Source organism: Phascolarctobacterium sp. (assembly GCF_045124115.1).
Taxonomy (GTDB): domain Bacteria; phylum Bacillota; class Negativicutes; order Acidaminococcales; family Acidaminococcaceae; genus Phascolarctobacterium_A.
In genome coordinates, this window is sequence record NZ_JBGVLF010000065.1 from 47,310 (window position 1) to 66,449 (window position 19,140).

The 19,140-nt window shown below is 44.1% G+C and carries 16 protein-coding genes; 4 read left to right on the forward strand and 12 right to left on the reverse strand.

Annotated features, from left to right (window positions below; all coding sequences use genetic code 11):
• Positions 1-3: 3 nt before the first annotated feature.
• From ACJMM4_RS09465 to ACJMM4_RS09495, 7 genes are all read right to left on the reverse strand, one after another.
• Entirely contained in the window at positions 4-2,832 is a 2,829-nt protein-coding gene (locus tag ACJMM4_RS09465; protein WP_405384181.1) for a TonB-dependent receptor, read from the reverse strand.
• Between the two features lie 498 nt (positions 2,833-3,330).
• Positions 3,331-4,470: a hypothetical protein gene (locus ACJMM4_RS09470; protein ID WP_405384183.1), complete on the reverse strand. Its 1,140-nt coding sequence runs from the start codon at positions 4,468-4,470 to the stop codon at positions 3,331-3,333.
• Positions 4,467-4,739 (reverse strand): hypothetical protein, encoded by a 273-nt coding sequence (locus tag ACJMM4_RS09475; protein ID WP_405384185.1) that lies wholly within the window; start codon positions 4,737-4,739, stop codon positions 4,467-4,469. The genes ACJMM4_RS09470 and ACJMM4_RS09475 overlap by 4 nt, the downstream gene beginning before the upstream one ends.
• A 184-nt stretch (positions 4,740-4,923) precedes the next feature.
• Complete coding sequence (locus tag ACJMM4_RS09480) at positions 4,924-6,534, reverse strand: bifunctional metallophosphatase/5'-nucleotidase (RefSeq protein ID WP_405384187.1); 1,611 nt, start codon at positions 6,532-6,534, stop codon at positions 4,924-4,926.
• Between the two features lie 21 nt (positions 6,535-6,555).
• Positions 6,556-8,130 (reverse strand): hypothetical protein, encoded by a 1,575-nt coding sequence (locus ACJMM4_RS09485; RefSeq protein WP_405384189.1) that lies wholly within the window; start codon positions 8,128-8,130, stop codon positions 6,556-6,558.
• Positions 8,131-8,145: 15 nt separating this feature from the next.
• Positions 8,146-8,904, reverse strand: a complete 759-nt coding sequence (locus ACJMM4_RS09490) for a hypothetical protein (protein ID WP_405384191.1) — start codon at positions 8,902-8,904, stop codon at positions 8,146-8,148.
• A gap of 31 nt (positions 8,905-8,935) precedes the next feature.
• The gene (locus ACJMM4_RS09495; protein WP_405384193.1) at positions 8,936-9,424 is read right to left on the reverse strand and encodes a hypothetical protein; all 489 of its coding nucleotides are present in this window, start codon (positions 9,422-9,424) and stop codon (positions 8,936-8,938) included.
• Positions 9,425-9,666: 242 nt separating this feature from the next.
• On the opposite strand from ACJMM4_RS09495, the gene ACJMM4_RS09500 reads away from it, so the two are divergent.
• A complete protein-coding gene (locus ACJMM4_RS09500) occupies positions 9,667-10,215 on the forward strand; it encodes a hypothetical protein (RefSeq protein ID WP_405384195.1) in 549 nt (182 codons plus the stop codon).
• A 101-nt stretch (positions 10,216-10,316) separates the two neighbouring features.
• Here the strand turns inward: ACJMM4_RS09500 and ACJMM4_RS09505 are convergent, their stop codons facing one another.
• From ACJMM4_RS09505 to ACJMM4_RS09525, 5 genes are all read right to left on the reverse strand, one after another.
• Entirely contained in the window at positions 10,317-11,435 is a 1,119-nt protein-coding gene (locus tag ACJMM4_RS09505; protein ID WP_405378466.1) for a hypothetical protein, read from the reverse strand.
• 43 nt (positions 11,436-11,478) lie between these two features.
• Positions 11,479-12,204 carry a DUF6935 domain-containing protein gene (locus tag ACJMM4_RS09510; protein WP_405384197.1) on the reverse strand — a complete coding sequence of 242 codons (726 nt, stop codon included), beginning with the start codon at positions 12,202-12,204 and terminating at the stop codon, positions 11,479-11,481.
• A gap of 35 nt (positions 12,205-12,239) precedes the next feature.
• Entirely contained in the window at positions 12,240-12,998 is a 759-nt protein-coding gene (locus ACJMM4_RS09515) for a TPM domain-containing protein (RefSeq protein WP_405384199.1), read from the reverse strand.
• Positions 12,999-13,010: 12 nt separating this feature from the next.
• Positions 13,011-14,126: a zinc finger domain-containing protein gene (locus ACJMM4_RS09520; protein ID WP_405384201.1), complete on the reverse strand. Its 1,116-nt coding sequence runs from the start codon at positions 14,124-14,126 to the stop codon at positions 13,011-13,013.
• Between the two features lie 69 nt (positions 14,127-14,195).
• Entirely contained in the window at positions 14,196-15,722 is a 1,527-nt protein-coding gene (locus tag ACJMM4_RS09525) for an SPFH domain-containing protein (RefSeq protein WP_405384203.1), read from the reverse strand.
• Positions 15,723-15,962: 240 nt separating this feature from the next.
• Between ACJMM4_RS09525 and ACJMM4_RS09530 the strand changes: the two genes are divergently transcribed.
• Genes ACJMM4_RS09530 through ACJMM4_RS09540 form a run of 3 tightly spaced genes read left to right on the forward strand, consistent with a single transcriptional unit; the run spans position 15,963 to position 19,113 of the window.
• Positions 15,963-17,342 (forward strand): extracellular solute-binding protein, encoded by a 1,380-nt coding sequence (locus tag ACJMM4_RS09530; RefSeq protein ID WP_405384205.1) that lies wholly within the window; start codon positions 15,963-15,965, stop codon positions 17,340-17,342.
• Entirely contained in the window at positions 17,339-18,088 is a 750-nt protein-coding gene (locus tag ACJMM4_RS09535) for a hypothetical protein (RefSeq protein ID WP_405384207.1), read from the forward strand. The genes ACJMM4_RS09530 and ACJMM4_RS09535 overlap by 4 nt, the downstream gene beginning before the upstream one ends.
• Positions 18,028-19,113: a LuxR C-terminal-related transcriptional regulator gene (locus tag ACJMM4_RS09540; protein WP_405384209.1), complete on the forward strand. Its 1,086-nt coding sequence runs from the start codon at positions 18,028-18,030 to the stop codon at positions 19,111-19,113. Before ACJMM4_RS09535 ends, ACJMM4_RS09540 begins: the two co-directional genes overlap by 61 nt.
• Positions 19,114-19,140: the final 27 nt, after the last annotated feature.

Here is a 19,140-nt window from a genome sequence, read left to right on the forward strand (position 1 = left end):
CTATTAGAAATCATACTTCGCTGTAAAATAGAACGTTCTTCCTTGAATCGGAAATTCATTGTTTACATAGCCTGACCAATCTGCGCCCCTTACTCTAATTTTTGCTTTAGGAGCTTCATTAAAGATATCATTGCAACCAAAGGTTAACTGCCAATTAGATGCAGGTTTCAGTTTTAAACCAGTATTTATAACAGTCAAGTCAGTAACTGGCTTGCCAGACAAATACCTATCTTCACTATTTTTTGCATCATTAGCAGAATCAGTAAAATATTCATCAGTATAATGTGCTTCTGTGAACATAGAAACCTTTTCAGATGGATTATATGTTAAACGGATATTACCCTCCCACTCCGGTTGATACGTAGCCCAAACCTTTGCATAGTCATAATTAACCGCACTATTCATACGTTCCATCTCTGGTTTTTGATAAGTAACCTGCATTTCTAAATCAAACTTACTCCATTTGAAGTTAGATTGCAATTCTACGCCACGTACAGTGCCTTTGTTATCATTGAAATAACACCAATAATCCTTGCCCTTACGTACCAATTGCAGCATATTTTCAGAATCACGCCAGAAGTAGGTTAAGATGGTATCGTTATCTGCGCCAAGGAATTTATTGCTCATAATGGCACTAACATCAAACTGCTTACCTTGCTCTGGAACAGGGAAAGTAGAACCAGAACCACTACTATTAGAAGGTGATGGTAGAATACCAGCACCATCACCTGCGATTTCAGACATGTTAAGTAAACGATAATACGTGCCACCAGTGGAACGCAAGGTAAAGCGATCGTCAAAGCGCTTCTTTAATGCCAACTGCCAAGTTGCCTTACCATCCGTTTGTGATTCTTTGGGCTTAACCCATTTAAATTGGTTGTTTTCAAAATTTTTGCCACTGCTATAACCGGTAATTTTGGATTGGTTATAACGGATACCTGGTGTCAGTACCCAATCACCTTTGTCATCCAAAGTAATAGAGTTTTGCAACTGAATGTTGAAAATCTCCTGATCGTAGCGATTTCGTAACCCAGCATACGTAGGATTATTGTTGTTTTCATCATTGATAAGTTTATTCAAATTAGAACCATCCACATCCATGCGCTCTGTAGAATAGTTCATCTGGAAATCAAGCATACTCTTTGCAGAAAGCTGATAGCTACCATCTACTTGGAAGTTATATTTATCAGAAGTATACTCACTCCATTCACGGAACGGTGTGTTTTCTCTATCCCATTGAGTGTAATTTTCACCATCTTCTAAATTTATATGCTCAGCACGATAATTTTTATCTTGATGCAGATAATCAACTAACCAGCCAATCTCTAACTTGCCGGTCTGTTTGCGATTTTGCAACATCAAACCAGTAGATTCCACTTTTTGTCTACGACTATCGTAATAATACTTGTCGTCAACATCGACAGCATTATTAATAGGAGCATTATAAACGTCACCGCCCCATACACCATCCGGTAAATGTCTGTCAATCTTGTTGTAGGTACCTTTAATTACCCAATCAGCATTTTGCCATTTAATAATCGCACTACCGTTTTCATAATCGTTGTATTGACGCCACCGATAAGCATCACGTGCCTTTTTCAGCTTATCCTTATTCTTTTCTACAGTATCTTTACAACCCGCAAGAGTTTTACTGGTTTCAGGATCCATATCTGCAACAATATCCGCAGCATCTTTATCAATATTAGCATTAGCATAATCATTAATAAATTCATTTTTATCTTTGGCATCTATAAGACCAATCTCACCATTGCCATTACTATTCCAATCAGCCTGTGCATACGCAAACCAATCCTCAGGCTTAAAATTTTCTCCCATTTGATTTAATTGGTCAATTGCAGCTATATACTGGTCTTTTATGCCTGCAGCAATAAACTGACTTTCAAGCTTATTAGGGTCATTTTCAAACTGGCTAGCATAATAGTTGTATTTATTATCTTTTATATTAGCATTTAATCCATTTTCACTTGAATCACGTACATACCCGAGCCAAGCATCACTATTGGATTTAAAGTAAGCAATTTGATCTTGACTTAAACTTACTACATTGCCATTAACTAAATTATCTATGTTTTTTGCATCAAAATTATCAATTCTATCTTGATTTGTAGTTATTTCACTTTCATACGTTGGTATCGCATGTTCTGCTGCGTAGTTCTTATACTTAAAATCCCCATCACTGGATTCATAGTTAACACCAACCATCAAGCTACCAGCACCTGCAGGAGCAGTCAACTCCAAGGAGCCTTTGCGTCCGCCATAGGAGCTCTTACCAACTTCAAGAGAAACATTGGTAGTTTCCGGCTTTTTCGTAACAATGTTAATAACACCGCCGATAAAGGTACCACCAAAACGGCTGGGTACATAACCGCGGTATACTTCGATGCGCTCTACGTTTTTAACAGGAATAGTGGACAAGTCAACAGCGCTATCGCCGCCAAGGTTCGCTAAAACACCGTCAATAAAAATACCAACCTGCGCCGCAGTAGAACCACGCACAGTAACAGTAGTGTATTGACCTTTGCCGTTTACCTCGCGCACGTGCAGACCGGGCACAGTCAGCAGCATATCAGCCAAAGTTTTTTGCTCGCCCTTAAAATCTTCCGTTCTAATAACGTCCACACTGCCCGGAGAAAGCTTTTCCTCCCAAATCGGACGCTTGCCTTGAACGGTAATCTCCTCCAAAGCAAAGTCCATTCCATCTTCCGGAATCGTTTCTTCCGCAAACGCAATCTGCACACTGCCCAAAGCACTGCACCCTAAAGCCAGCGCCACACCAAATGCAAAGTTTCTTAGTTTAGCATTGTTTGCCATAACTATCCCCTTCCTCTTTTTAACAATAATATATTCTTGTATCAATTAACTTTATTTTAAATAAAAATCTACTTTAAATGATTATGCTTTTAATTTGTCAACATTCTTTCAATTATTTATTATTTTTAATAGTTCGCTTATTAGTACTTATTACTGTTGATTATAGCACTGACAAGCCTCTACAGTCAAGAATTTTGCACAATCTGTACATTTTTATGTCACATATTTTTAGGGGAGAAAAACGCAAAGGATGTTGCAAAAACAACACACAAAAATCTCCATTCCTTCTTCGCTCGGCACAAATTATTTTAATATTTGCACTATAACCACTCAGCGAGCTGCCGCATCACCACCCCTCAGCCTCGTCGCGAAGCGACAGAGGGTTTTCAGAATTTATTTTGCGCACAAAAAAACCGCCTCATCGGCGGTTTTTAATAAACTTTATTATTCTAACACAGACTTCACAGCCACATTTTTGCCACTGAACTATATACGCTCTTACAAAAACATCTCTATTTTATAGTCACTGATAACCCAATCGTATTGCGACAAATCCAGTTCACGTCCACAATAATGGCAGGCTTTGCCCTCCAATAATGATAAGCTGGCACCGCAGCCCCTGCAGCGCAAAACACTGGGTCCGCATACAGCCTGAGTCTTGCAGTCCGCAGACTTCACCAGCTGCACACGTAGCTTTTCTATACGGCTCCTGGCGCCCATGGCTTCATTAAGCAGCACGTTGAGTTTGACGCGTGCCGTAGCAACCTGATAAGCTCCATCCACATAGTAATCTTCTAGGACAATCTCTTCCGTATCAATATTAATCACATTCTTATACCGTTCCACTAAATGACCTAAATCCACCACCGTAAAGGCGTTAATCTGCTCTTTATTATCAGCATAATGAATGGCAGCCAGCTTATTTTGCAGACCGGAATAGAAATCACTAATGGAAAAAAGCTCATCATAATTCTGCACCATGCGCTCAGCCTCTGTATCTTGGTGCTCCAGATTGTCCACAGCCCTATAGGACGTATGCCTATAGAGATCCACAAGATGTTCCAAACCTGTAGCACGCATAATATACTCGTAAAGCATCGCCTTAACTGCAGCACAGACAAGGGCGGAAACAACAGCACTAATGCCAATAATACATAAGAAATAGGTAAAGGTGCCCCCAAAGAAACCACCACTATCTATAAATAGATAGCAGATGCCGAAAAAAATAATGAAGGAAATGCTAAAGGTAAGCAGGTAAAGCCAATTCATATAAGCATCAGCGTTCTTCTTCATTTTAGCAAATTCAATACCCACATCATCACGTAGGGCAAAATCGCCTACGCGGGTGCCAAGATCCTCCACAGTAAACTTGGTGCCACAATAATCGCAACCGTCAATTAAATTTTCACGGGTAGTAGGATTGCCGCAGTTGGGACAGATAACCAACCCATCCCCACGGGTTTCCGCACTAAGCAATGTATAAAAGGCAGCCTGCTTATATTTTTTATGGTGAAGCTTTCTGTTTCCCTTGAAAAAAGTACAGCTTGCAGCAATATGCTCCTTAACACGAGTGAGAAGATAGCGCCCATCAAACTGTGACAGAGAAACCACGCTGTTTTCCGCCTGACCGTAATTCATGCGCTCGGAATCAAACTCCAGCCTAATGCCAAGCTTTTCCAATCTTTTTTGTGGAATTGAAGAATGTTCCAATAAATTTGAGTTGCTTGCTCCTGAATAGGACTGTTTTCTTTGACAATTTTGTCTTCAAAAAATTTGGCATAGCTTCTGCGGAAATTGGTCAGCAGCACTTCCTCCTCATTTCTATCCGGCAAAGCCTCATTATCGGGGAAAAGCTTGCTTTTTATAATTTTATCGGCATCCTTCTTCAGCTTAACAGCATCAAACATGGTCATCCCACCTTTGTATAATCAACTAAATCCTGCCACACCCAAAACAACAAGTACATCTTGCAGCCTAGCTCTAAACTCAAAAACCTAACGCGTTAATGCTTCACAACACCTTCACGTTAGGCTTTTGAGTTACATATTTACTTCAACAGTTTCCTAAGCTTGTTTAGTAAGCTTTGCCATTCTATTTAATGGTAATTCTGCCTTCGCCATAGGGGTTAGCATAGTCTGCAGGAATCTTGCCGTCATGATAGTTTTGGATGTATTCAATGACAGCATCGCTTTCGCTAATGGAAGCATCCTTCAACAGCTTGCCTTTGGTCAGCATATTCATACCATCGCCACCCTCTTTAAGCGTATAGCCGGGACCTGCAACAATATACTTTTTATTCAAATCCAAAGGTTCGCCGTTCACCATAACGTTAGTTACACGGTATGGTCCTTCAACGCCTTCAAACATGCCCTTAGGATCCAATTTTACAGAGCTGGGAATGGAAGTATCAATAGTATAGCTCATGCCGGAAACACTCATGAAGGCACCGGATTCACCGGGAACCTTAGAGGAAGCCATTTCCAACAAATCCAAAATCTGTTGGCCCGTTGCTTCAACTGTAGAAACCATGTTGCCAAAAGGCATGCTTTGCAAAATATTGTTATAGTTGAAAATGCCTGCAGGAATATCCTTGCGCAGACCACCGCCATTAACAATACCGATATCAGCGCCCATAACAGTTCTAAACGCATCGGCAACAAGATTGCCTAAGCTGTTTTCTTGCTTGCGTACCATGCGTTCACCTGTCTTAGGATCATCGTGGCAAATAACTACCATGGATTCACCAATGGGCTGTGCCAAAATCTTTTCGTAGGGAGCCTTGACATTATTAATAACATTTTGAACAACAGGATCTGCCTTGTCAATCTTGGTGACCAGTTCATATTGCATATTGTCATCTTCGGTAATAGTCAGCTTGCCGATGGATTTCAGCTTGGTACCGGTTTGACCGAGGACTACCCTCTTATCCTTCTTATTAATAATCAACCAGCTGGGAATACGTTCATGGGAATGGCCGTCCAAAACTGCATCCACATTTTTGGTATTTTCAATCAGCATCTCGCTCTGATAGCGTTCCTGGGAACCATTCATACCCATGTGGGTGACTAGGATAACATAATCCGCACCCTTCTTGCGTGCTTCATCAATAGCCTTTTGGGTAACTTTGGCAACAGCCTTGCCCTTTTCATCCTCCGCAAAGCCGTAGATGTATTCACCATTGCTGCCTTGGAAGAAGGAAGGAGTGGAGCTTACAATAGTGCTGGGAGTGGTTACGCCCACAAAGGCAATCTTCTTACCTTCTGCTTCAATAATTTTGTAAGCAGGCAGCACAGGCTTATTAGTGCGTAAATCCGTAAAGTTAGCACTATAATAGCCAGCTTTTTGGCGAGGAACAATATTGTTCAAGAAGTTGTCCATGGAAAAGTCAAATTCGTGGTTGCCGGGAATACAGAAATCATAGCCCACAGCGTTCATAATATCCACGATTGCAGTACCATTGGACATCTTGCCCAAGGGAGTACCTTGAATCGCATCACCGGCATCCACAAGGATAACATGGTTGTCTGCGCTCAAATCTTTTTTCAATTGGGACAGCTTCGCCATGCCCAAATTATCCTCAACGCCGCAGTGAATATCGTTGGTATGCAGAATTACGATATCCTTCGCCATTGCCAGCAAGGGTAGCATAGTGGTGCTTGCCACTGCCATGGAAAGTACAAATAATTTTTTCAAGCCTTTCATTGTCATATACCCCTTTCTAAATTATGCAACCTTATAGCTACTGATTACCCAATCGTGCTCTGCCAAATCAATTTCACGTCCGCAATGGGGGCAAGTTTTGCCATCCAGCAGGGAGATGCTGGCACCACAGCCCTTACAAGTCATAACGGAAGGACCGCAAACAGCTTGGGATTTGCAGGCAGCGGATTTAACCAAAGTAAGCCGCAATTTTTCGCCCTTTTCAAAAGCACGCTTGCCATTGGGATTATCCATGAGCAGAGTCAGCTTTACATCAACCTTGGCAACCTGGTAGCCATCTTTGACATCATATTTTTTCAAAGCAATGCTATCTACGTCAACATTCATAATATTTTTGTAGGCAGCCAGCTTGTCACTCAAATCAAAGTTGGTGAAAGCGTTGATTTGGTCGCTAAAGTCTGCATAATGGATAGCTGCCAATTTGTTTTGGACATTGGAGTAGAATTCGCCAATGGAAAACTCGGGATCGTATTTACGGATTGCCTTTTCTTCCTTAGCGTCAGCAGCTTCTGCTTGTTTATAGAACATAACAGGAATATTCACAAAATGGTTCACAATATTATGGACAACGGTTACATTGAGCACCATAAAGGAGATGAGCTTGCTGAATACAAGATGAACGAAGCCTACTGCTATAGCACCGCCAAAGACTGCTGCAAAGAGGGGGTACATAATGCCGCCCATCTCATCCAATATACCTAAGAACATATAGGGAGCCACACAAATGAAGGTAATGCAGTCCAATGCAAAGAGGAAGGTGTTGATAACGGCTCTGGAAGCCTTGTCAAATTTAGCAAGTTGGATTTCGTAATCGCTACGTAGCGCAAAATCGCCTACGCGCTTGCCCAAATCCTCGATGGTGAATTTAGTACCGCAGAAATCGCAGCCGTCAATTAAATTTTCACGGGTGGACTCAGCACCGCAGTTAGGGCAGACTACCATACCGCTACCTTGGGTTTTGGCGCTGAGCACAGTATAGTAGGCAGCTTGGGTATAGGTTCTCTTGAAAAGCTGCTTGCCTTCACGTACATAGGTGGCGCAGGCAGCAATATGTTCTTTAATACGGGTCAGCATATAACGTCCGTCGAAGGTCTCTACCTGCCGGAAGCTGTCAAAGGCATCACCATAGTTTTTACGCTCAGATTTAAAGTCCATTTTAACATTGAGACGTTCCAAGCGTTTTTTGCGGAATTGGGCGATGTTCCAATACATTTGGGTAGCATCATCCTGAATTGCCGCATTCTCCAACATAATACGTTGGTTGAAAAATTCTGCCAAGCTTTTGCGGAATTTTGTTACCAAGCGCATATTGTCATTGCTATCTTCTACACCGGAAAAATCAGCTACCAGAACGTCCTTGGCCATTTCCTTAGCTTCATCCTTCAGTTTAGTTTTCTTGGCATCCTGCCAGTTCTCCTTGATAACTTTATAGCAAGCAAAAAGAATTAGGCCCTCGAAAGCAAGAAACGCAATCATAACCTCCGGTTCTTCCCAAGTCAGACCGTTGCTGATAGCGGCTTCTGCCAACCCGCCTGCAAGAACAAGCAGGACAAATACTAAACCATATATTAATATCATAATCTATTCCTCCCTTTAGCCCTTAACCAATTTCATTTGGCTTTCCGGCTGTATCAGTGCACTATCGGTAATATACACCTTTCCCAAATCCGCAGTGACTACAAACAGCCTACGGAAGTTATCAGAACCTGTAGTCCAAACAGCAAAGGCTCGTTCCCCGGATTCCAACAAATCAACCTCTCTTATGGAGTAGGTATACCAATTTTGCATCTCCAACCCGGTTATGTTACTATCCAAGCTTTCAAGATATGCTCTGATCAAGGTTCCGTCGGGATAGGCGCCCAACTCCGTTTGAAGCACATAGGTACCACTAATATCCACAGGCATTTTGCTTGTGCTTTTTACCGTATAGCTTTGCCTATCCTGATCAGTGTAGGGAATAAAGCAACTATAAAGATCTGCCTCTTGAGGAAGCCCCACAGGCTTGGTAAGTAAATCTTCACCTACACTTGTGTCGAGGTTTTCATCCACCCAACGCAGGATGCTGTCCCTAGGTGCTTCATTAGTGCGGGAAACTGTAAAAATCAATTTTTCACCTTGCGCCTCGGCTAAAGCATAACCACCTAAATGGAGTCGCTCATCGCCCTTAGGCGCCTTAGCAACTATTTGGACATAGCTGCTACCGTTCTCTTGGTCATTGCTGACTACCTGCAAATTGGCTACCTCTTCGCCATCCACAAATTTAGCGTAATAGCCAACCTCCAAGGCGTGTGCGTTTACTGCAATCCCCATGCTCAACGCCACAGTCATAGCCAAATTAGCAAATTTATGCATTTCTTCACCTCCACCTTAGTCGGAAGTGTTCTTAGTATTCCACCAACATTAAGGAACCGTCCATACCGCTCATCGTAACATAGAATTTACGGACTCTGTTTTGTGCATCCTGATAGGAAATGCCCAAATCGGGAATTGTGCCTTCAATAACATCGCTAATGACGAGGTATTTGTTACCGGAGAAATCCTGTACGTAATACAGTTCTTTTTCCCTAAAGGTCATCTTGTCATTTTCAAAATTAGGGTCTTGCAAAAGATTTACTCGCAGATTGATTACCTCGTTACCGGGACGCAGCTGGAAGTAAATCTTGCCGGGGCCGGGAGTTTCAACCATGCCCACATATTCGCCGTCCGTTCTATCATTGGGCATAATTCTAATATCGCAACCGGCAGTCTGGGCAGCAGTTTCAGAATAGCAAGTAGAACCACCTTCGTTATATGCCCCCTGCATATTAGCAAAGGCTGTAGTAGCGGTCAACAAAGTTGCAGCAAGTGTCGCAATTAAAAGCATCTTTTTCATAAGCTCGTCCTCCTAATATTTTTAAGCTAAGGTATAGCCTTCTATCTATGGTAAATTATAAAGCAGAAGTCCCCTAAAGTCCCCACCCCAACCCTCAAAAGGGGTGGGAAAAATGGTGAATTTCTAAAATTTTTGCGTTTTCCCACCTGTTTTGCGCCCTTTGGGTGGGGACTTTGCCCCAGCTTTATGACATAATTAGACTAGAGATAAAGATACTCTTCATCATGAAGGAGGTTATAAATATGAAAAGCTACATTTTAGCAGGCATTACCGCCCTCGCCCTTTGCGTGGCTGCAGCCTACATTCTCCTCCCAGGCACAGGCTTCGCCCTAGTAGGCAAGGATGGCGCAGGCAATAGTGCAAACCCAAATCGCAGCGGCTTGGTGCACTTTGCCTATACCTACCGCAGCGGCAGCGCCAACTACTCCTACACTTACGGTGTTGACGGTACCCAAAAGCCACCTGTTTTCTTCTATGCCAATAACCACATGCAGAAAGGCGAGCGTGTAACCGCTCCTGCTCCCGCAGGATTGGTAGAACAACTCAACGACATTTGCCTCAAGCACAAGATTCACCGCTGGCATGGTTGGCAAAAGACCAATCCCGATGTTATGGACGGCTATAGCTTTACGGTTACTACCAAGTATGCAGATGGACAGAAACAGTCCTTTGGCGGCAGCAACTGCTCCCCCAAAGGCTATGGAGATTTCAAGAAGGAATTCCTGCCCCTTATCCAAGAGCCCTGCAGCGAATTGGAGCAAGAATGGTTAAAGAAAAACGACAAACCCTAAAACTTTGATTTTCAAACACTAACATCAAGGAAATCAAACTTAACTCTTACACCCCCAAAGAAAGAGGTCGGGAGCAATGCTCTCGACCTCTTTTTCACGTCCTATTTATTTACAGCGTTTTCAATTTGTACCAAGTATGCTTCCGGAGCTTTATTTCTGATATTGTTGAGCAGAATCAGCTTGTCGCTCCATTTTGGATCGATACCGATAACACCATTGAAGGCTCTACCTTCCATGCCAAGCTCTTTGCGGAGATTCTTGTCATTCATGTTAATGGTATCAATGTAGGTACCGTTTCTCTTATCAAAGAAGTGCATCTTGTAACCATTAGCTTCCTGAATAACAAGATAGCTCTTAGTGGAGATTACATGGCTGGGTTCCTTGAACTCGGATACGTCATGACGACCTGCCAAGGTGTATTTCTCCTTGCCATTGGTATTGAAGGCTGCAACTACAGCTTCACGCCCCATGCTGGGAGTTTGGCGCATGCCTGCAAAGTAAACAGTATCACTATCCATTTCCACATAGTTCAGTTTAGCCATATATGCGGCAGATTGCCAACCAACAGGTGGGAAGACATTCTTCTTAGGCTGTTGATCCAGCTTGCCATTGGACAACTTATAAACATCAATGGGCATATCCGGATTAATTACCAGACCGGTGCGTCCTTCGCTAGCAACGAACATACCGCCATCCATCTTCAAAGTCATTCTTGCAGGGCTAGCAAGCTCAATCTTCACATTATTGGAAACAGAATTAGTAGAGATAGCACGAACCTCTGCCTGATACAGCTTGTTAGGTACATCGTTAACAAAGTACAGATAGGAACCATCTTGGCTGATTTGATTCTTTTGCAGGGAGGAAGTCTTCAAAACGCCCTTATTGATCAGCTTATAGTTCTTATCGATTTCGTAAGTAAAGGTACCAATCGGACCGTTGTTGACATAGATTTTGTTTCTGTTGCTGGTACCATTGATTTTTTCATCATAGTTGTTGCTCAGAACTAAATCAGTAGAATCAAGTTTAACTACAACAGCTTTCTTGTTGCCTTTCAGGTCAAATACCTTCTTGAATTTCAGATTAGTGTCATTCATAATCTGCTCATATACAGGTACTTTCGGTTTGGGAGGCTCGCCGCTCTTACCACCGCCGCAGCCGGCAAGAATGCTGCATGCCAAAATACCGCTTAATACTACGTATGCTAATTTTTTGCTAAACATAGTGAACAACTCCCTATTTCAAATTTTTTGAAGTTTGTACTGCTTATGCCCAAGGATCGTCAGCAGCAGGAATACGGATACCGGACAGAATACCGGAATACTCCCACAGGAACCATTCGCCGGTACTATTTTTCTTGCGTAAGGTCATATAACGGGGATTATCTGCACCGGCACTAGTAACCTGCAGCTTTACATAGCCTTCAGACTGATAGGAATTTGCATATTCACTAACTTTGATTTCGTAAGGCTGTGTAGGAGTGTAATTGTTCTGTACGGTTGCACCCTTAAAGTAGGAATAAGGCAGATATTTTTTGTTAGCAAGGCGCTCCTTCAAGAATTGGATTTCTTGATTGCTCATGGGATTAGGCCCTCTTAGTGCATTGAGCATCTCAATGGCGCCTTGGGGATCTTCGGTATAGCGGCAGAAGGCTGCAATAGCGTTTGCTGCACAATAGAAACGATCTCTAATGTTCTCCATTTCCGCCGGGGATTTGGGCAAAGTTCTGAAAGTAATAGTTTCGCTCTTCATGCTCATTTTTTTCACTCCGTCTCTAATCGTAGAATCACTGATACCTGTTCTATTATAGACTCTGCTGCCACCGCTACGTCTGGCAACATCGGAAGCAACACCACCCCAACTAATACCCATTTCGATTTTATGAGGAGTAGTATCCAAGTCTGCCAAGGGATTTTCTGCTGCCATTACACCTGCAGGAACTGCTAGGATAGCAGCCACTGCCAAGGGTGCCAGTAATTTTTTTAGTGCCATAGTGTCATCTCCCTTCTTACTAACGGTATTAAGGCTTAGTAGCCGCCGCCACCGCCACCATTGCTGCTGGAGCCGCTACCGGAAGAACCGTTGTCATCATCACTCTTAGATGCTTTTTCAACTACGGTTGTTCTGGAGCCCATGTACATATCGTTTTGGTAGGTCAGATTGAAGCTTTCCTTATTAATGTAAGCATCTGCTGCTACTTGGTCAGCTACATTGCTCATGGTACCACGCAGGTAAGCCATGTAGATCAAGCCAATGCCTGCGGAGAGAATCAACGCGATGATAGCACCGGGAACGGTGTAATCAGGCTCCCAGCCCTTACCATTAGCCTTGTAGTAGGCAGCCAGTTCGCCAGCCTTAGTTGCGAAGGCTTTGTAAGCACCGACATTGTCTCCTTTTTTCAGAAGAGGCAGGAATTCCTTGCTCATGTATTCCAAACCGTCTTGACCAACTACAGCCTCTTTCATTTTCAAGTCAGTGGAAACATGCCATTTTCTGTTGCCTGTAACCTGCAGGAACAGAATCGTACCATTCTTGCCATCGGTATAAACATTATTAACCAAGCTATTAGCAAAATCTGCAGGAGTACCTTGAATAGCTTTTTCAGTTACTACTACACAGCGGATGCCGTTATCAGCCTCAACCTTTTTCAACAACGCAGTAACAGCTTGGCGTTCTTGCGGAGTCATTACTCTTGCATTATCCTGCAGGCTGGGCGCTGCTGCCCAGGAAACACTGGCTACCAAAAGGGTTACCAGCATGGTTAAAATTGCAAATATTTTCTTCATGATGGTCCCTCCTTAACCTAAGAACATTGCAGCAAGGAACTTGCCGACGAAGTACATAACGGGCAAAGATGCCGCAAAGGCAATTGCACCGTATTTCTTTTCCTTACCTTTATCAATGGGCAGTTGACCGATAAATTTGCCGGTTTGGCCGTTCATCATGAAGGTATAGGGAACATCTTCAAAGCGGGTAGTCAAAATCCAAACGGGCACCATTGCGTATTGCATGCTGCTATCGTTCTTCGTAACTATGCACTCGGAACCTGTTACACGGTCATAGCCGGTAACGGTTTTCGCCAGTTCTGCTTTCGCACTATTGCTGATACGCTCGTCCGCACGACCAGCCGCATCCTCAGCCTCAACGTCGTACTTATCTGCAAGATAGCCTGTCAGATAGCTAGCACTGAAGGGAACCATTTCGCTGTAATCGAAGGGCTCGATGCTTTCCATATAGGTATCGTCCATCTTTACGCTGCCGTCTACAGGAACCTTTTCAAAGCTCATTTCGCCTTCACGTTGGCATTTATAGAAGCTGGTTACGGTAATAGTACGGTCGCTGGTGGAAGTTACGGAATCATTTTCTGCGCTGTATTCGCCTTCGGCGCTAACATCAGTATTGAACAGCCAGAATGGTACATACATTGCTTGGATGTCTTCGATACGGTTATTAGCGGTGAAGGCATCAGGCAACAGCTTTTTGCCTTCGTAGAATTTTTTGAGGGCTGCCACAGCATCCTCTTTGGTCTTTTTAAAGGGGATTACCAGATCCGGTTTCAAGCTACCATCAAAACGTCCGGGAAGCATGGTGGGGTTGCCGCAGTAGCAGCACTCGGTCGCCATGGTGTTCTCGTCGCAGACAAGCTCAGCACCGCAACTGGAGCAGGTCAAGGTTTTCAGGGCTGCTGCCTCTTCTTCCGTCCATTCGCCGCCTGCCATAGCAGCGTCGAATTTTGCTTCCTTAGCGGCTTCAGCCTTCGCTGCCCGCTCTTGTTCCTTTTGGAACATTTCTTCAATAGCGGCTATAGTAAATTCAGCACCGCAGTATTCGCAAGTTACGTTTTCAGCGCCGGGCAAAAAGCTTAAAGGGGCGCCGCAGTTTGGGCATTTATAGCTTACAGAAGTATCTGCCATAATCGTCACCTCATTTTTTAGTACCACTCCCCTATCAACTCAGGGACAGGGGAGTGATGCTGTCAAATCTTATTGTCTATCGTTTTCGTTGATGATGTCGCCGCATTCAGGGCAGAACTTAGGCGGATTGTTAGGATCAGGAGCTACCCAACCGCATTTATCGCATTTGATCATGGTAGGAGCTGCTGCCGTTTTGGGGCTGCCGCAGTTAGCGCAGAACTTACCGGTGTTGGTAGTGCCGCAGCTGCATACCCAGCCTGCAGGAGCTTGTTCCGCTGGTTTGGGGCTGCCGCAGTTAGCGCAGAACTTGCCGGTGTTAGTGGTACCGCAGGTGCAAGTCCAACCGCCAGCCGGTTTAGGTTCCGGTTTGGGGCTACCACAATTAGCACAGAACTTGCCTTGGTTGGTAGTGCCGCAAGCACAGGTCCAACCGCCTGCAGCCGGTGCTGCTGCGCCCATGCCGCCTTGTTGAGGATATCCTTGAGGTGCTTGGCCATATTGACCATAACCGGGTTGAGGTTGTTGACCATATTGGCCGTAACCGGGTTGGCCGTAAGGATTTTGTTGTTGTTGCTGTTGAGCTTGCTGCATCAGGCTGCTGATTGCGCTGCCGCCAGCCTGTTGCGCCATGTTCATTCCCATGAAGCCCATTGCTGCGCCCATGCCGCCTTCGTTGGCAGCTGCCATTTTCATAGCTTCCATTTGTGCGCCTGCCATTTGCGCAGCCATCATAGCCGGGTTAGTGCTCATAGCAGCATTGCGTTGGAATTCTTTAATCATTTGCTCGTCTTCTTCGCTAGCTTTTACGCTGGATACGCCAAAGGAAACGATCTCGATACCGCGCAAATCCTTCCATTTTTTGGAAAGGACTTCGTTAAGAGCCTCGCTCATTTCAGTAGTATGTGCAGGCAGTGCGCTGTAGCGGATACCCATTTCAGAAATCTTAGCGAAGGCAGGTTGCAGAGCAGTCAGCAGCTCAGTTTTCAGCTGGCTGTCGATTTCTTTACGGTTATATTCTTCGGAAACGTTACCGCAGACATTGGTATAGAACAAAATGGGGTTGGTCAAACGATAGCTGTATTCACCGAAGCAGCGGATAGCGATATCGATATCCAGGCCGATACGTGCATCCAATACACGGAAGGGCACTGCACTGGGAGTACCGTATTTGTTGCCAACGATTTCCTTAATATTAAAGTAGTAAACCCTCTGGTCCTTGCCGGGGTCGCCGCCAAAGGTAAAGCGTTTACCCATGGTTTTGAAAACTGCCATCAGGTTAGAGCCTAAATTCTCACCAAAGATAGAAGGCTCGGTGGAGGTATCGTAGGTATATTCGCCGGGCTCGGAGCACAGGTCTACAACCTTGCCTTGCTCAACGATGATCATGCATTGACCCTCGTTAACTGCAATAACGGAGCCGTTAGAAATGATGTTGTCCTCTGCACTAGTGTTGGAGCTGCGACCTTGGGAAGAAGTACGCTTCTTGCCTTTCACAACCAATACGTCGGCAGGAATGCTTTCACAGTAAATAAACTCACGCCATTGGTCGGCAAGTACGCCACCAACAGAACCTAATGCCGCTTTAATTAAACCCATAATCATTTCCTCCTTATGATTAAATTCCGTATGCTTTACAACCTGCATCGTAAAATTGCTTTTTACTTTGACAGTCACGCAGCAAACGATTTATAATATACTTACGTGGATTAGGAGTTTTATCTCCCTCTCCTTGCTGAAATTATCCCACAAAATCATGAAAAACACCCCACCCCTACCCCCAAAAAGGGTGGGAAAGCGGGAATTTTTTCAAAAATATTTGATTGCGAGGCATGCTTTATGAACGTACGCACACAAAAAAAATATTTATTCGTCTTCATTCTACTATTCTTATCGATGATCATTTGGGGCTGCAGTAAGAACAGTGCTCCCGACCCCAAGAATCCTATTACCCTTTCCATCTGCCACGTTTATGGTCATCATACGATTTCTCCCTTAAACAAGCTCATTGAAGAATTCAATAGCACGGTCGGCAGGCAGAAGGGCGTCATCATTAAAGTCGCCTCCGTTACCAAAAGTAAAGATATTGATAAAAATATCGTAGCCTCCTTCCGCAAGGAACCTGGCAGCCTGCCCCTGCCGGATCTCTTCACCTCCTACCCCAGAGTGCTTAACTACCTGCCCCAAGAAGCTTTGTTGGACTGGAAGCAGCACCTTACCAAGGAAGAAATTGGTAGCTTTGTCCCTGAATTTTTAAATGACGGCACCTTTGACGGCAAACTGCTTATGCTGCCTATAGCCCGTTCCACCGAAGTAGTCTATGTCAACCAAACCTATTTTGATAAATTCACCTCTGCTACCGGCATTGGTACAGAAGCCTTTAAGGATATGGATTCCCTTTTAGCAGCCAGCCGTTCCTTCTACAAATGGAGCGGTGGCAAGGACATGCTCCAAGCAGACGACCTGTATAATCTCTTCCTTATTAATGTCGAAGCTATGGGCGGCAGCATGGTTAAAAATGGTAAGGCCGATTTTGACAGTCCTCAATTCCAACGTGTTTTTAAAGCCGTTGCCGGTACTGCTATTTGCGGTGGCCAGTCCCCCTATCCCGGCTTTTTTACAGACCGTATGAACACTGCCGAACTGGCTGTAGGTATTGGCTCTAGCGCAGGTATTCTTTACGTGCGTAATTATGTGACCTATCCGGATAATACTAAGGAAAATATCTCCCTGAAATTCTATCCCTACCCCAACTTTAAAGATTCCAACCCCACCGTTATCCAAAGAGGTGTGGGTCTGTTTGCATTTAAGAGCGATGACGAACGCCGCAACAAAGCTGCTACCATCTTCGCCCTGTGGCTTGCCGATAAAGAACGTAACCTGCCCTTTGCTACTAGCGCAGGCTATATTCCTGTAACCAAAGCTGCCAACGAAGCGCTTGACAAAGATGTGCAGCTTGTTGCCAACCCTGGCTACCATGAAATGTACACCACCATTGGTGAAATGCGTAAAACCTATAAATTCAGCACGGCCCCCCTGTATAAATCCACCAGCGTAGTCCAAGAAACCTTTGAAAGTGGATGGCGCAGAGATTTGTTAAACGCTAGACAACAATATAAAAAACGTGTTAGTGCCGGTGAAGATCCCCAAGCAGTAGAAAATGAGCTTGTAGAATCTACCTTAAAATCTCTCCGTCGCAGATTGAGTAATGTCTTATGAGTAAGCTGGAAGCGCGAGTCTATTCATTAATCAAACAGCTGCCTAATATCATAAAACAGTTGCCGGAAATGAACCGTACTTTGCGGGGGCGTTTGGCGGTTTATTTCGTGTTGCTTCTGTGCTGTTTTGCTACCGGTGCAATCCTGCTGCTGAGTCTTTTAGGCGTTCTTAATCCTGAGGATAAGAATGTGCAGACCGCTATGGATTACGAGTTGAAAAGTGCCGCTGTCAAGGTAAACGAAGAAGTTGATAAGACAGCTGCCATAGGCATAAGTCTTTCCCGGGAAATATCTGAGATTGTAGAACGCAAGTTGCTTGCCCGCCAAATAGAATTCAAAGACTTAAATAATAATCCGGAAGCACTTGAAGATATCCAAGCTGCTGTTTTTGGTTCTCTACGCCGGAATCTGCACATGTCATCCAGCAGCGGAGCCTTCTATATGCTTAATGCTACAGTCAACAGCCATGTACCGGATAAAACCAAACATGCACTGTATTTGAAATATATTAACGTCTATGCAGATAGCAAGTATAACGATACCCTGACTTTCATCCGTGGTATTCCCAGCTTGGCACGTAAGCATCAGATTGCCATGTATACTTCTTGGCAGCTGGAAATGCTCCCCAGTCTGCTGCCTCAATACAACCATGTAATGAACAATTATGTGGAGGATTTGAGCAACGCTTGGCTCATGACACAGTCAGGTCCCATCCGCGACACTTGGGAGAGGCCCACTATATTTTAGTTCCCATCCATCTCCAAGGTACTAATATCGGCGTTGTCGGCTTTGAAATGAATGACCTTGTCTTCCAAATGAAGTATGCTATCCATAACCCCAACTACCCTCAGCTTAGCTGCAACCTTTTTGACAGCAACGAGCAGGATAGTTTTTCAGGACGTATTACCGGTATCGCTAGTGAATATACTCCTGATCGTACCGATAATACCATTGACGGCTATAGCTACCTTTCCAGCAACGAGGATTCAACTGCCCCGCCCTATATTGGTAAGCAGATGGTTATGAATTTCGGCCGCAGCCGCCATCTTTTGACTGTTGTAATGCCTGAATCGGCATACAATAGTATTATTAATACCGGACGTCTGAAGCTGATAGCCATGGTCATTATCATCCTGATAGCATTTGCCTTGGCATGCTTATGGTTCAGCCACCGTTATGTGGTTCCCATTGTTGATACCATCGAGCACCTTAAAGATAAGCACTTAGACGGTTCTCTAGACAGTAATATTGTAGAAATCAATGACTTTTTGGACTATCTATCCGACAAGGATAAGGAGCAGGAGCAAAAGCTCTACGCCCTGCACCAGCAAAAGAATCGGTTGGAAATCGAGTATACAGCCCTAACCGAAGAACTGGAAAGGCAAAAGCTGGAAGCAGAGCATAACTACGCCCGTATCCACATGGAGTTGGAGGACCAGAAGCAACAAGCCTTTGCACAGTACCAACAAGCGAAGGCACAGCTTGATAGCCTTCTTGCCAAACAACAGCCCAAAATTGATAATTCCACCTATTCCCTGTTCGTAGAACAACTTAAAAATCTCACCAACAAGGAACGCCAAATCTTCGACATGTACATAGAGGGTAAGACCGGTAAGGATATCCAAGAGATTTTGGAGATTACCGATAATACGCTCAAATACCACAATAAAAATATCTACAGCAAGCTGGGCGTAAAATCACGTAAGGAGCTTTTGGTTTACGCCAAGGAACTGCAGAAGGGTTCTGCCCCCCACAAAAAGATTAATTTTTAGGTAAGGCAATAACGCAATACAAAAAAG

What these genes read in the sequence shown, in the direction of transcription:
- ACJMM4_RS09520 (WP_405384201.1), bottom strand. Translation starts at nt 14,126, where the DNA reads ATGGCAGATACTTCTGTAAGCTATAAATGCCCAAACTGCGGCGCCCCT.
- ACJMM4_RS09495 (WP_405384193.1), bottom strand. Translation starts at nt 9,424, where the DNA reads ATGAAAAAGATGCTTTTAATTGCGACACTTGCTGCAACTTTGTTGACC.
- ACJMM4_RS09525 (WP_405384203.1), bottom strand. Translation starts at nt 15,722, where the DNA reads ATGGGTTTAATTAAAGCGGCATTAGGTTCTGTTGGTGGCGTACTTGCC.
- ACJMM4_RS09535 (WP_405384207.1), top strand. Translation starts at nt 17,339, where the DNA reads ATGAGTAAGCTGGAAGCGCGAGTCTATTCATTAATCAAACAGCTGCCT.
- ACJMM4_RS09530 (WP_405384205.1), top strand. Translation starts at nt 15,963, where the DNA reads ATGAACGTACGCACACAAAAAAAATATTTATTCGTCTTCATTCTACTA.
- ACJMM4_RS09465 (WP_405384181.1), bottom strand. Translation starts at nt 2,832, where the DNA reads ATGGCAAACAATGCTAAACTAAGAAACTTTGCATTTGGTGTGGCGCTG.
- ACJMM4_RS09480 (WP_405384187.1), bottom strand. Translation starts at nt 6,534, where the DNA reads ATGAAAGGCTTGAAAAAATTATTTGTACTTTCCATGGCAGTGGCAAGC.
- ACJMM4_RS09500 (WP_405384195.1), top strand. Translation starts at nt 9,667, where the DNA reads ATGAAAAGCTACATTTTAGCAGGCATTACCGCCCTCGCCCTTTGCGTG.
- ACJMM4_RS09485 (WP_405384189.1), bottom strand. Translation starts at nt 8,130, where the DNA reads ATGATATTAATATATGGTTTAGTATTTGTCCTGCTTGTTCTTGCAGGC.
- ACJMM4_RS09510 (WP_405384197.1), bottom strand. Translation starts at nt 12,204, where the DNA reads ATGGCACTAAAAAAATTACTGGCACCCTTGGCAGTGGCTGCTATCCTA.
- ACJMM4_RS09475 (WP_405384185.1), bottom strand. Translation starts at nt 4,739, where the DNA reads ATGTTTGATGCTGTTAAGCTGAAGAAGGATGCCGATAAAATTATAAAA.
- ACJMM4_RS09490 (WP_405384191.1), bottom strand. Translation starts at nt 8,904, where the DNA reads ATGCATAAATTTGCTAATTTGGCTATGACTGTGGCGTTGAGCATGGGG.
- ACJMM4_RS09515 (WP_405384199.1), bottom strand. Translation starts at nt 12,998, where the DNA reads ATGAAGAAAATATTTGCAATTTTAACCATGCTGGTAACCCTTTTGGTA.
- ACJMM4_RS09470 (WP_405384183.1), bottom strand. Translation starts at nt 4,470, where the DNA reads ATGAATTACGGTCAGGCGGAAAACAGCGTGGTTTCTCTGTCACAGTTT.
- ACJMM4_RS09505 (WP_405378466.1), bottom strand. Translation starts at nt 11,435, where the DNA reads ATGTTTAGCAAAAAATTAGCATACGTAGTATTAAGCGGTATTTTGGCA.